Genomic DNA, 13238 nt, shown 5'->3' with positions numbered 1-13238 from the left:
TAGGTTAATGAAGGATCAGCATCACCATAAGTTTTGGTTTGTGCATCGGCAGTAACAGCAATAGTCAACTGAGTGATATCAAAAGCAGCTCCAGTGTAATTCAATATATAGTTGCTACTCAAGGCTAAAGAACCCTGTTCAACTAAATAATTACCAACATTCTCATCTCCCGTTCTAGAAAGTGATCCACTAAAGGAATCTCCTGAAACCAGAGCAGGACTGAATCCATATGTTAATGAAGGATCAGCATCGCCATAAGTTTTAGTTTGCGCATCGGCAGTAACAGCAATAGTCAACTGAGTGATATCAAAAGCAGCTCCAGTATAATTCAATATATAGTTGCTACTCAAGGCTAGTGAACCTTGTTCAACTAAATAATTCCCAACATTTTCATCTCCCGTTCTAGAAAGTGTTCCACTAAAGGAATCTCCTGAAACCAGAGCAGGACTGAATCCATATGTTAACAAAGGATCAGCATCACCATAAGTTTTAGTTTGCGCATCGGCAGTAACAGCAATAGTCAACTGAGTAATATCAAAGGCAGCTCCAGTATAATTCAATATATAGTTGCTACTCAAGGCTAACGAACCTTGTTCAATTGCATAATTACCCACATTCTCATCTCCCGTTCTAGAAAGTGTTCCACTAAAGGAATCTCCTGAAACCAATGCAGGACTAAATCCATAGGTTAATGAAGGATCAGCATCACCATAAGTTTTGGTTTGTGCATCGGCAGTAACTTGTATATTAAGTTTGCCTACTATAAAACTCTGATCAACAGAGATAGCTGGATTATAATTACCATTACCAGGCTGTGAGGCCGTAATTGTTGTTATTCCAGCATTTACTATATGTATCTGTCCGCTTAAAATGGTTGCAACTGAGGTATTACTACTACTATAATTCACAGAAAGTCCTGACGAAGCACTTGCTCCTGGTGCAAAATCTCCATCACCATACATCTTGGTTAGTGGCAATGCTCCAAAAGTAATTGTCTGATTAGCCTTAGATACTGTTACTGCTCCATTTACCGGAGTAAAACTATAGTTGTTTGTTATTAAGCCCGTTATTACTGGGGTAATCGTTACTCCAGATGTTCCAGCATTTGTGGTTGCGGTGTATGTTGTTGTATAAGTTGCTGAACCGCCTATTACTGAAGCTGTCTCATTGTTTACAAAGCCAGTAACAACATAGGATCCGGCTCCTATTACTGTTGATACCGCAGTGCTATAAGGAACAGTTTGATTATCGGCTGTAATGGTTAATACCTTTTTATTAACAGTTAAAGTAGCTGCATTACTGTTCACAGAAGTATTACATCCTGAAACAACTGCACGGTACTGGTACCCAGTCATATCAACTGTAGGACTTACCACTTTATATGAGGATGATGTGGCACCTGATATATTACTCCAGTTTGCTCCATTTTCAGTGGACATTACCTGCCATTGATATCCCGATATAGTACCAGAGGATGTTACTGAAAAAGTTGGATCAGCATCGCCATACGTGATATTTTTTGCTGTTGGTTGAGTAGTAATATTAGGTACGTTACAAGCTGCATAATTAGCAGTAAGGTCCATTGTTCCATTTTTACCAACTAAACAAATTTCATATGGCTTACCTGGGTCAGGAGTTGTATATGATTCAGACGTAAACCATGAAGAAAATTGATTACCCAAACTATTTGTAGCAGAAGCCCTTATAAACAATCTTTCATCTTTATCAGCCACGCCGACAGTGGTACCAGGATTTGATGTCCCAATACCACTAGTGATATTTCCTTGTGCAGTATTACAATTTGTTGTGCTTGAAAAAGTTGCTTCAACCGAAATAAATCCTGTATTCGTTTTAACTCGCACATTTCCATCCGTAAACTCCGTCACTGCTGTTTTCCCGGAAGTCTGACCAGTTGCAGTCAAAACAAAAGCAACCCCGATATGATTGTCCTTAATTAAAAACCCATCATAATAGATATTGCCATTAGCATCGGATGTCGCAAAATAATCATGGGAATTAACACAAGTTTCTGGTTTGGGTGTTTCTTCAAAGGTGAAGTCAACCCGTTCTCCGGGCTCCCAACCGGTTCCAGTTATGATAACATACTCACCAGGAGCATAATCATCCTTATCGGTAGTAACGGTTTGCGTCCATCCGGAAAAAGAGAAAAACAGAGCAATAAATACCAAAAAAACACTCGTAATATTACCTTTTGCATTAAGTAAAGTTCTATCCATAACCGTGTACATTTAAAATAAATTAAACATTCAATAAAAAACAATAGTAAAAACCAATACGGGGAATTTTGCTTTAAAATGAATACACATCAGAAAAAGTAGAGGTTTTCCGATTTGGGAATGCAATCAAATTGTATTAAGCTAATCTTAAACGAATTAACGAAAAATTAAGAAGCAGTTTAAAGTCTCTATTAAATTTTCGAGGAAAGAATAAAATAAAACGTCAAGAAGTATAACTTTTTGATTTTTAGCGGATAAAAAATTAAAAACCTGTAAGAAATACCTCTGCAATTTATGTTAGCAAATAAAAACTATTGAGAAAAATAAAGTCAGTTTTAAACACATTATAATCTAAAACTATGATAAGAAAACCTGAAAATTAGTAAAGAGAGAGAGATAACAAGTTTTACTAGTCAGATATTTATTTCAAACAAAAATCCCAATAACTTATTGTTATTGGGATTTTTTTTGTGACCTCGGCTGGTTCACGAATAATTTCTTTCACATTCCTTAAAATTCCTTTACTTTCCATCAACAATCAATCATATAACCTTATATAGTAGGAACTTCAAAATAACACCCATTGAAAATCATAACATTAAAATTAATAGACAGGAAATAAAAAGTGACACAAAAAGTGACACGAATAAACAAATTACTTATATTTGAGTAAATAAAATCACCCATGGCCACTATCACATTTAGATTGAGAAAAAGCACAACAGGTAAGGGAGCTAGCATACAGCTAACTTTTCATTATGGTAAAGCAAAACGGTTTCGTTACTCAACTGGCCTAAAAATAATTAATTTTAAAAATTGGGATTTAAATAAGATGCGTGTTAAAAATGTGGTTGAAGAAAAGTTTAAAACCGAAATCAACAATCAATTAAATGAGTTGACAACCCAACTTGAAGCTCATTTTGTAGAGTTATCGTTAAACCAAAAATTAAATGTAACCAACGACATACTTAAAAATTTCTGTAATCATTTCTTTAATAAGTCCGACACAAAGCTGGAAGAAACGAACACCAAAGAGTTTATAGAATATTATGACTGGTTCATCACCAACTATTCAACTAAACCAGTACCAACAACTGGACGACCTTTAGGAAAGGGAACAGTTAGAACCTACAGGAATAGTTTTAATATAATTAAAAGATTTAATGATGAATTATATAAACTCACCTACGATAAAATCACGTTACAGTTCTATGATGATTTTCTGGAGTGGCTATATGCACAAGATTATTCTGCAAATTATTCAGGAACACAGATAAAGGTCTTAAAAACCATTATGCAATCCGCCACAGATAAAGATTTTAATCATAACCTCGATTTCAGGAAAAGATACTTCCGTAAACCAGTTGAAAACATTGACAATGTGTATTTAACAAATGACGAAATCACAAGAATATCGGACTTGGATTTTTCCTCATTTCAGCCAATAAAAAAGAATAAGACTTTAACTATCAAAGCTAAAATGCTGGAGGTTGCACGAGATTTATTTTTAATAGGCTGTTCCACTGGTTTGCGGGTAAGCGACTACAATAATCTCCAAGAAGAAAATATTTTTACTGATGATGATAACATGTCATTTTTTAGAATCATAATGCAAAAAGGTCATAAACCAATCACAATTCCAATCAATACAACAGTAAGGAAAATTTTAAAGAAGAATCAAAATAGACCACCCAAAAGAATGCCAGAGCAGCATATTAACTATTGTATTAAAATAATCGGAGAATTAGCATCTATTGATGAGTTAACGGTTAAAACTGTTACCAAAGGCGGGACGCCCACCAAGATCACAACTCCAAAATATAACCTCATCTCGAATCATACTTCTCGCCGTAGTTTCTGTACTAATGCATATTTATCTGGCATGAATACAAGTGATATCATGGCAATCAGCGGTCACGCTACTGAAAAAGTGTTTTACAATTACATTAAGGTTAACGATTTGCAAAAAGCACAAAAAATTGCTAAACATGACTTTTTTAGTTAGAGTCATACAATAAAATCCTTGAACCTAAATACCGAAAATTAAATATTATAATTCTTCCCTGGTTAGAAATTTACTATCCAAAACCTCTCTTTAGTAATGTTTTTATGGGTTATAACCTAAAATGAACATTAATACCTTAATAAGAAGGTATATTTTTAGCAGTATATAAATTGTCATAGGGCTACTAGTGTTGACCTCAGAAAGAAAAATGGCGTAAAATTTTGATACCAAATCTTGAAAAGCAAAGAATGTTTTTATAAAAACGAGTAAAATTTAACAAAAATAATCTTCAATATTCTGAGCATCATATTTTTGAGAAAAAACTTTAACATTTCCTACAAAATTCATTTTAAATAATTCCTACAAAAATGTAATGAATTCATGTCAAAATCCCCTTTTTTGCAACTATTTTATTGTCATAAAAACATGACTACCAAATAGTTGGGTTGTCATTGTGGAATAAAGTAATGTACTTTTGCAGTAGAAAAAATTTAAATAATGACTAAAAAACAACAATTAATTATAGAAACTATGTCCTCAGAGGGAATGGCAGAATTAATAAGTGAAAAAATAGCCCGAGCACTACAAGAACATCTTGAGCCTAAGAAGAACGTTCAATGGTTTTCAAGAACACAGACGGCTAAAATGCTTGGAGTAGATGTACGCACGCTGCATAACTGGAATAAGGCTGGTATACTTACTTCTCACTCTTTAGGAAATAGAGTTTACTATCAAAGTGATGAGGTAGAAGCATCAATGCGACCAATGAATTCTTCAAATACTAGGGGTAAAGTTTCTTAATAGAAAATCCAACTTCACCAACTAATTTTTAAAAATATTTGTTTGATTATCAGCACTTTAATTATTAGAGGTGAAATTTCTATGTCTTTACCCGAAGTAGAACATAATTATACATGACACGGCCTACTAGTGTACAGTAAATAACAGAAAGTTTAAATAAGTATAAATGAAAATAATAGATAATGAATTAGATAGTGAGAAAGAAAAGTTCTACCAGCTAATGAAGGAAAGTAACAATACCAGATTAAAAAAATGGTACAAACTTAATGACCTAGTTGGTTTAAAGAATATTAGTTACAAATCATTGAAGAATATGGTAAAACCTATTTATGATAAACACAGTAAAACTGGACTAATTTATAAAAGAAAAGGAAGATATTTTATCTCCTATAAAATACTAGATGAGTTCAGTTTAAAACAACCAAGGAAATGTAGCGAACTTAATTGGTACAGTAATAATTGGGAAGCAAATATAAGCTACACCACCAAGGATAAATATGACCTAAATTATCATGAAGAAATAATAAAACAAATAAAAAGCGCAACACTAACAGTTAAATATTTGGTCGCTATTGAAGCCGATAAAAGCGGAAGACTTCATGTTCACATGCTAGCTGATTGTGCGCCAGAACTGATTAAAACAACTCTAACGAACTTGCTTAAGCATTACTTGGAAGAAGATTTCAATCTCTATTGCGAACCAGTTCAATTAAAAGGTGCTAGTGTCGATTACCTTATAAAAAATCCACAAAAATTGATAACATAAATATGAGAAAATTAACCGAACAATTAAAATCGGAAATAGCTGAATCATTTCAGTTTTTAGATAATGGTACAACTATATTAGTAGACGATACCGTTTTTAATCCCGAACTAAAAAAGTATGACCTAGAACCCGAAGAGGTTCGTATAATTGTGAATGATGTTATAATTTCAACTCAAAGAGAAATTCATTTCAGTATTATTTATAACAAATACAATATTGAAGCTGAGGAAGATATTCTAAATCAAATATATAACCAAAATAAAAATGTTGAGGTAACTCTCGTTAAACCATCAAAATTTGGTGATATGAGAAAATCCATTTACAAAATGATTTATTAAACAGTATTTATTAAATTAATAGATCCGTCCCTGACGGATCTATTAATTTATAATCCCTAAAAGTTTTTAGAAAGACTATTATATGGATTACCTATATATTGAAACCATAATATTTAATCAGCAATTTTAGCGTCAAACGATTTTAGGAATAAAAACACCTAGAGCCTATCAGCTGAAAATACTACTTATTCCCTTTTACACGATTATGATTTTTGCAAAGCATCTCACAATTTTTAATATCAGTTGCACCTCCCTTACTCCATGCAGATACGTGGTCTGCTTCCATTTCTTTCAGCGTCCATATTTTATCTTTATTGGTGTTATTTCCTAATGCGCATAGCGGACAATTTGATATATTATCTTCTACAGCTTTTTTAGTTTGTGCAGCATATACTTTTTTCTTTGTGGGTTCATCAAATATCCTTAAGTCTAGTAATTTTGTATCCACGGAACCTCCTAGAATATATTCGAATATTCCCTTTCGGTTTCTTAGATAAAGGTCTCCGTAAAGCGTTGTTACCTCATCAGAAACTTTCTTAGGATTATATGGCTGTTTATGATAAGTCTCATAAAGACGACCCCATTCTAGTCCGCACATTTCTTTTTCCACATTTAGAAATACGCCTGATGCCCAATCTATAACGCTATCGAAATAATTCTTTAGTTCATTAATGTTAGTTTTATATCTATTGCGACTCATATAATCCACGATATCGCCTTTACTAACCCAATCTAACGCTCTTTCCATAAAAGCTTGTCTCATTGCACTACCTGAAATATAAGCGTTCCATTTTTCTATGTTTGAGTTTTGACTATTACTAAATTCTTCTTTAGCAAGTGTTACAAAAGGACCTGAAAATATAGCGTTGTTTACTTCCTGTTCATTAAGTGGTATGCCAGCAATATTAATAGTTTTGAACCACTCTTTAATCTCGCTTTCTTCTCCCTCACAAACATAGATTAACATAGCTGTTTCAAGAATCTTTGTTTGTTTGTCTTTCGCTAAGCTGGAAAAATACATCGGTTTACCGTTCTCATCCATCACGGCAAATTTTTCTGTAACGAACCTACCAAAACTTGTGATGCGCTGTTGCCCATCTAAAACCTCAAAACTATTGTCAGATACTTTATTAAAATAAATTAAACCTAATGGGTAACCTTTCAAAAGAGATTCTATAACAGCCACATCCCTTTTCCCGTCATCATAGATATAGTGGCGTTGATATTCTGGTTGAATTGTTAGTGTTCCAGAAAGACCAAATAAGCCTTTTCCTTCTGATGTGTTATATACAAAACCGTCACAAATATCTTTTATAGTAATGTCGGTTTTTAGGATTGTTTTCATATTAAATTGATGTGTGTTTAATTAGTATTCTAAAATAAGGGCAAGTACCATCCTCAAAACGTAAGTCTTTTTCGTCATTTCCGTGACGAAATTTAATAAGTTCAAATTGTTCAGGATTGTATTTATCTAAAAAACTGATTGGAACACCCATTGCACCCTTATAATCACTTGGAATATATTTAACATATGGAACTTCTATTGCATCGTAATTGTCATAGATTTTAAATTCTTTTTTAGTTCCAAATTTTATTACATCAGCTTCGGTCATAAGTGGAATAGGTTGGTGTCTTCTACCGTGGTCGAGAGTTGTAAACCAACAAGAATTGCCGAGCCTAGTATAATTGCCAACATATCCCAATTTTTCTGCTTTTAATTTATCCTTTTCAGATACAACAGTACCTTCAGGTACTGCAAAAACCATATCATTACTGTTTCCTGTTGCACCCAACCAAACTTTATTTTGCTTAATTAATGGAAAAACTTCTTTATATGTAATAGCGTTCATGTTCCCTATAATAACGAACTGCTTATCGACTTCAAGTATCCATGATAAGAAATCACGAAATCGAGAAAATGGTGGGTTTGTTATAATAATATCTGCTTGATCGCGAAGCGATTTAATTTCAGCACTTTTAAAGTCTCCGCTACCTTTCAAATATTTCCAATCGAGGTCATCAACGTCTATTTTACCATCACCAGAATTGTCGTGAGATAACGTAAATATTTTGCCGTTTTTAATAGTTTTTTTTTCATCAAACTGAGGGTGAGCAGTTTCAAATATAGTGGGATGATAATTGGTTTGGTTATTTTTACTTTCAGGTGCGTAGCTAGTACTGATTAGTTTTTTCAACCCCAATCTATCAAAATTTTGGGCGAAATATTTGGTGAAATTGCTCCATTCGGGGTCATCACAGGGTAAAAGAATTATTTTATTCCTAAAAACATTGGGGTCGTATTCTATATAAGCTGTAATCTCTTTCTCTATATCGTGATATTGGGTGTAGAACTCATCATTTTTTGCGCTTTTAGCATTTGAAAGTGTACTGTTCGCCATAGATTAAATTTAATTTTGTTTTGAAATCTAAATATATAAATTATATACTAGTACTGCATATTGAATTAGTATAAGTTCCCATCATCAATACACCCCCTCATAACAAAAATCTAAATTTAAAATTCTATCGCTATGATGAGGTATCCTATCTTATATAAGGTTACAATAGAATGACCATGAAACAAGAATGATGTATTAAAGAAATTTTTCAGAATTTTATAAGCCTATGATTTTCAATGCTTCTACACTACCTTTTCATCCTCTTTGTAACAGTACCAAGCGATAAAGAAATTAAGAACATTAGGCAAAATTCAAGCTATTACTTGCTACTGAACCACCATGCGTTTAAAATGAGTAAGAAAATTTACAAAAACCGCAATATCAAGGGATAATCACCGAACAAGTGCCCCAAAAAGTGACACAATTTGAAATTAAAAAATCCTAACAATCTAGTAAATAGACTATTAGGATTTTATTTCGTGACCTCGGCTGGATTCAAACCAGCAACCTCTTGAGCCGTAATCAAGTGCGCTATTCAGTTGCGCCACGAGGCCTTTTTGCGGGTGCAAATATATGTTTTATTTTAAAATATCGGAAATTTTTTCAACCTTTTTTGAATTAAAAAAAGTGAGCGTTGGGGACGCTCACTTTAGGATATGAAACACCTTATGGATTTGGTTAAGTTTTAGTATAAATAATTCAAAGCGGTAATGTCATTTGCACCAAATTCACCATCTTCATTCGCAGAGAAACATGCTAACATTATAGATGTGGAATCGAAACCTGTAGGAGTACCTGGTATATGCACAGCCCCATCAGATCCTGCTGCTTCTCCAGATTGCCCACAACTTTGGCGGCTAAACCAATCTGTATGGCGCATTCCAAGTGTATGACCAATCTCATGTGTCATTACATGCTCATTAGTATCTACACTATATTGCTCCATACCATTAAATATTTGAACGTATTTATATGGATTTCCATTCGCAGGGAATCCTGCAACTCCTCCTGCTTGACCATTTGAAGTTTGATAAACCACAATATCATAAGAACTATAGCTCGTTCCAAATGTTAATGTAAACGATAATCCAATATTTAAAGCATTGTAATTATTAATAGCATACTGTAAAGCGGTTCTTTGCTTGGAGGTTAATGCTTGAGAACCTCCTGTGTATCCAATTACACGGATCGTTCTATTGTTGCTAACAAGATTGTTAGTACGATATTGCTTGTCTTGTATATTACTAGTGCTCATATTATTAAGCTGGTTAGCACTTAATGCAATATCACCTTCTACAATATAGGTTTTTTCAAAACTGCCATCTGGCAACATGATCTTTCCAACTTCGGCTCCTTTGGGGTTAAAATGTAGGGCTGCAATTTTTTGAAGCACAGATTCTGGTACTTCAGAATTAGTGCTCATAAATTCTTCCTCTGAAGATGTGGTTAATTCATCTTTTTCACAGGAAGTAAATAAAATTCCTGCGCCAGCAAGAAATAAGAATAGTTTGTTAGTTTTCATAAGTAGGTTTTAGTTATAATAAATATAAAGGTGTTTCGAAATCCTTATTTATTAATACCTAAACTTACTAAAAATAAAATATATGTAGGAAAAATATTGCAATTATTTAAATAATACTATCCATAATTAACATTTAATCGGTTATTTCAGCACTTAAACCTGCTTCTAATAATTTAGAACATCTAGGTTTTAAATCGTTATATGGTCCGGTTTTCACTGTACATTTCCCTTTATAATGAACCAACAGAGAACATTGCTCTGCCTGCTCTGGAGTATGATCGCATGCATACATTAAGGTTTCTATCACATGATCAAACGTGTTATGCTCATCATTGAACAAGACGATCTCATGATTTCTATTCTTTTTGGTTACTGTTTTTCTTTTCTCTAATACTTCTTCCTTCGTGCTCATTTCCAAAGTCTTATATATTTATATTCAGTTATAAAGATACAAATTCCTACAAATTATTCCTTTATAAAACTAACTGCAGTCCAATTATCCTCAACCAATTTATTTTCAAATTTTAATCCGTTATTACTGCAAGCTTCCTCTATTACGGGGACATCTTCTGTATAGAACCCGCTTAAAAAAAGTTTACCTCCCTTAGAAAGACATTCACTATAAGTTGGGATATCTTCTAAAAGAATATTCCTGTTAATATTTGCAATCACCACATCGTAACTTTTGCCTTCTAATAATTCCGCAGTTCCTTCGTACACACTTATGTTCTTGCAATTATTTCGCTCTACATTCTCTAGTGTATTTAAGTAACACCAATTATCTATATCTATCGCATCCAAAGTGGTTGCTCCTTTCATTTCTGCAAGAATTGCTAAAACTCCAGTCCCACAGCCCATATCCAAAACAGATCTTCCTTCCCATTCATTGTTTAGAATGTGCTGAAGCATCATATGTGTGGTTGCATGGTGTCCTGTCCCAAAAGACATTTTTGGTTCTATTACAATATCATATTCAGTATTTGGTTTTTCATGAAAAGGTGCTCTTACAGAACACTTATCGGCCACTATTATTGGATTAAAATTCTTCTCCCATTCACTATTCCAATTAACCTGCTCGATCTCTTTAGAAGTAAAACTGATCTCAAATTCATCTGAATTCAGGATTTGAATATCCTCCAAAACCCCTTCCTTATATTCTTCTGACTGAATATATGCTGTGACCCCATCTTCATTTTCAACAAAACTTTCGAAGCCTGCATAGCCCAATTCTGCGATCAATATCTCTGAACCTGGTTCTATAGGCTCTATTTTAAATTGAAATTCTAAATAATTAGACATTAATTAAAAGCGTTAACAATGGTTAAAAAATCTATCGCATTTAAACTAGCTCCACCAATAAGTCCACCGTCTACATCTTCTTTTTCAAATATCTCTGCTGCATTACCTGGTTTCACACTACCACCGTATAAAATAGATACGTTTTGAGCAATCTCATTTCCAAACTTTTCCTCAACCAAACTTCTAACATACTGATGCATTTCTTGAGCTTGTTCTGGAGATGCTGTTTCTCCCGTTCCAATCGCCCAAACTGGTTCGTATGCAAGAATGATGTTTTTCCAAGCATCTTTACTTATGTGAAATAAACCATTTTCTAACTGCTTTTTTACTACCTCAAAATGCTTTTCAGATTTCCTGTCTTTTAGTTCTTCGCCAAAACAAAAAATGATCTCCATATCATTCTCCAGCGCCGCATCTACCTTTTTAGCAAGCAATTCATCTGTTTCATTAAATAAAGCTCTACGTTCACTGTGGCCTAAGATCACGGTATTAACACCAATACTCTTAAGCATTTTTGCTGAAACTTCCCCTGTGTAGGCACCATTCTCTGCGTAATGCATGTTTTGCGCTGCAACATTTATTACAGTTCCTTTAAGCGACTGAAATGTATTGTATAAGTTCACAAATGAAGGAGCCACATATACCTCTGCTGTTGGTTGTTTCACCATCTGAAGCTTTAAATGTGAAATTAATTCTTGGGTTTCAGCAAGATCATTATTCATCTTCCAATTTCCTGCAACTATATTCTTTCTCATAATTTTCTTTTTATTTTTTTTATAATTCTATTTCTGAAGCGTCTGCCCAATGCTTTTTCTGAATTACAGTAGCATTCTTCAATGTCAGAATTCCAGGATTTGCTCTTACAATTGTTTTTAAAACCGTTTCGTCACTCTGATAAAAGTCAAAATTCAAACCAAACTCAGAAATGAATTCCTCTTTAAGATCATCTCCCGAAGCAGTTAAACCTACCACAGTATATCCTTGTTTTAAAGCTGCTTCACTTAATTCTTTTATAGCACTAAAACCTGTTTTCTCCGTTTTTCTTAGATCGTAAGCCACGATTAACAACAGCTTATCTTTACTCAAGATCTCCTGAGTTATATTTTCATTATCCTTCAATATTGAAAAATCTGGAATTCTAGGCTTGAAACCTTCAGAAATTAGTTTAGTCTCAACACTTATATATTCTCCATTTACAATTGGATAGGAGCCAGAATTTATAATTACAACCTCTTCCCCATTCTGGTTAAACTTCCAACTATACTCATATGTTGCTTTTTCTGCATCTTTTGGAACTTCCATTTCTTCAAGCAAATTATTTCCCACTTTATAAGCTCTGAAATCTATAAGTGGCAAATGCATAAGTACATAGTACGCAAAAATAAAACAGAGCATAAATGAGAGAAAAATGATCCATCTATGGGATACTGGCGCTAAGATTGGCGTGATTAATTTTCGGTTAAAAAACAGCAATAAAATAAGCCCCAGCAACACCGCATCTTTATAAAATGATTGCCAAGGTGTAAGCGGCATCGCATCCCCAAAGCATCCGCAATCTTTAACTTTATCGAAATATGCCGAATAAAATGTTAGAAAGGTGAAAAATACGATCATTAATAAAAGACTCCAAAGTGTGAATTTTGGCAAGTACCCTATAATTAGCATAATCCCTAATACCAACTCAAAAACCACCAGAAATATAGCGATCACCAATGCGAATGGCACTAGAATCTCTATGTTTAATACTTCTGCGCTAAAATATTCTTGAAGTTTAAATGAAAAACCAATTGGATCGTTCAACTTTATAAATCCGGAGATCATAAATAAAATTCCCACAAATATTCTGGCAACCCCAACTAATATCTTCATAT

At 33.5% G+C, this 13238-nt stretch carries 12 protein-coding genes and 1 tRNA gene; 4 read left to right on the top strand and 9 right to left on the bottom strand.

Features of this window, described 5'->3' with window-relative positions:
• Window positions 1-2237 (bottom strand): MBG-2 domain-containing protein (locus BC962_RS05710; RefSeq protein ID WP_183075449.1); only part of this gene is annotated, 2237 nt, incomplete at its 3' end.
• 685 nt (window positions 2238-2922) lie between these two features.
• Between BC962_RS05710 and BC962_RS05705 the strand changes: the two genes are divergently transcribed.
• The 4 genes from BC962_RS05705 (at window position 2923) to BC962_RS05690 (ending at window position 6147) form a co-directional block, all read left to right on the top strand.
• Window positions 2923-4242, top strand: a complete 1320-nt coding sequence (locus BC962_RS05705) for a tyrosine-type recombinase/integrase (RefSeq protein ID WP_121344897.1) — start codon at window positions 2923-2925, stop codon at window positions 4240-4242.
• 498 nt (window positions 4243-4740) lie between these two features.
• Complete coding sequence (locus BC962_RS05700; RefSeq protein ID WP_121344896.1) at window positions 4741-5043, top strand: helix-turn-helix domain-containing protein; 303 nt, start codon at window positions 4741-4743, stop codon at window positions 5041-5043.
• Between the two features lie 166 nt (window positions 5044-5209).
• Window positions 5210-5809, top strand: coding sequence for a hypothetical protein (locus BC962_RS05695; RefSeq protein ID WP_121344895.1), 600 nt, complete (start codon window positions 5210-5212; stop codon window positions 5807-5809).
• 2 nt (window positions 5810-5811) lie between these two features.
• Window positions 5812-6147: a hypothetical protein gene (locus BC962_RS05690; RefSeq protein WP_121344894.1), complete on the top strand. Its 336-nt coding sequence runs from the start codon at window positions 5812-5814 to the stop codon at window positions 6145-6147.
• Window positions 6148-6328: 181 nt separating this feature from the next.
• Here BC962_RS05690 and BC962_RS05685 read toward each other — a convergent pair whose 3' ends face one another.
• The 8 genes from BC962_RS05685 to BC962_RS05650 all read right to left on the bottom strand — a co-directional run bounded on the left by BC962_RS05685 (window position 6329) and on the right by BC962_RS05650 (window position 13236).
• The gene (locus BC962_RS05685; protein ID WP_121344893.1) at window positions 6329-7492 is read right to left on the bottom strand and encodes a GmrSD restriction endonuclease domain-containing protein; all 1164 of its coding nucleotides are present in this window, start codon (window positions 7490-7492) and stop codon (window positions 6329-6331) included.
• 1 nt (window position 7493) lies between these two features.
• On the bottom strand, window positions 7494-8546 hold the full coding sequence (locus tag BC962_RS05680) for an adenine-specific methyltransferase EcoRI family protein (RefSeq protein ID WP_121344892.1): 1053 nt from the start codon (window positions 8544-8546) through the stop codon (window positions 7494-7496).
• 480 nt (window positions 8547-9026) lie between these two features.
• Window positions 9027-9100 (bottom strand) — tRNA-Arg (locus tag BC962_RS05675).
• Between the two features lie 131 nt (window positions 9101-9231).
• Window positions 9232-10068 (bottom strand): M57 family metalloprotease, encoded by an 837-nt coding sequence (locus tag BC962_RS05670; RefSeq protein WP_121344891.1) that lies wholly within the window; start codon window positions 10066-10068, stop codon window positions 9232-9234.
• 133 nt (window positions 10069-10201) lie between these two features.
• A complete protein-coding gene (locus BC962_RS05665) occupies window positions 10202-10480 on the bottom strand; it encodes an ATP-dependent Clp protease adaptor ClpS (RefSeq protein ID WP_121344890.1) in 279 nt (92 codons plus the stop codon).
• A gap of 53 nt (window positions 10481-10533) precedes the next feature.
• Window positions 10534-11367: a 50S ribosomal protein L11 methyltransferase gene (gene prmA / locus BC962_RS05660; RefSeq protein WP_121344889.1), complete on the bottom strand. Its 834-nt coding sequence runs from the start codon at window positions 11365-11367 to the stop codon at window positions 10534-10536.
• Complete coding sequence (gene tpiA, locus BC962_RS05655; RefSeq protein ID WP_121344888.1) at window positions 11367-12122, bottom strand: triose-phosphate isomerase; 756 nt, start codon at window positions 12120-12122, stop codon at window positions 11367-11369. The genes prmA and tpiA overlap by 1 nt, the downstream gene beginning before the upstream one ends.
• A 19-nt stretch (window positions 12123-12141) precedes the next feature.
• Complete coding sequence (locus BC962_RS05650; RefSeq protein WP_121344887.1) at window positions 12142-13236, bottom strand: BT_3928 family protein; 1095 nt, start codon at window positions 13234-13236, stop codon at window positions 12142-12144.
• Between the last annotated feature and the right edge of the window lie 2 nt (window positions 13237-13238).

It is taken from the genome of Gillisia mitskevichiae (genome assembly GCF_003634585.1).
Classification (GTDB): Bacteria; Bacteroidota; Bacteroidia; order Flavobacteriales; family Flavobacteriaceae; genus Gillisia; species Gillisia mitskevichiae.
This window is presented reverse-complemented; position numbering and strand designations above follow the sequence as displayed.

Excerpts from the sequence above, each read along its gene's own strand:
- BC962_RS05705 (WP_121344897.1), top strand. The coding sequence starts at position 2,923 with ATGGCCACTATCACATTTAGATTGAGAAAAAGCACAACAGGTAAGGGA.
- BC962_RS05700 (WP_121344896.1), top strand. The coding sequence starts at position 4,741 with ATGACTAAAAAACAACAATTAATTATAGAAACTATGTCCTCAGAGGGA.
- BC962_RS05695 (WP_121344895.1), top strand. The coding sequence starts at position 5,210 with ATGAAAATAATAGATAATGAATTAGATAGTGAGAAAGAAAAGTTCTAC.
- BC962_RS05690 (WP_121344894.1), top strand. The coding sequence starts at position 5,812 with ATGAGAAAATTAACCGAACAATTAAAATCGGAAATAGCTGAATCATTT.
- BC962_RS05685 (WP_121344893.1), bottom strand. The coding sequence starts at position 7,492 with ATGAAAACAATCCTAAAAACCGACATTACTATAAAAGATATTTGTGAC.
- BC962_RS05680 (WP_121344892.1), bottom strand. The coding sequence starts at position 8,546 with ATGGCGAACAGTACACTTTCAAATGCTAAAAGCGCAAAAAATGATGAG.
- BC962_RS05670 (WP_121344891.1), bottom strand. The coding sequence starts at position 10,068 with ATGAAAACTAACAAACTATTCTTATTTCTTGCTGGCGCAGGAATTTTA.
- BC962_RS05665 (WP_121344890.1), bottom strand. The coding sequence starts at position 10,480 with ATGAGCACGAAGGAAGAAGTATTAGAGAAAAGAAAAACAGTAACCAAA.
- prmA (WP_121344889.1), bottom strand. The coding sequence starts at position 11,367 with ATGTCTAATTATTTAGAATTTCAATTTAAAATAGAGCCTATAGAACCA.
- tpiA (WP_121344888.1), bottom strand. The coding sequence starts at position 12,122 with ATGAGAAAGAATATAGTTGCAGGAAATTGGAAGATGAATAATGATCTT.
- BC962_RS05650 (WP_121344887.1), bottom strand. The coding sequence starts at position 13,236 with ATGAAGATATTAGTTGGGGTTGCCAGAATATTTGTGGGAATTTTATTT.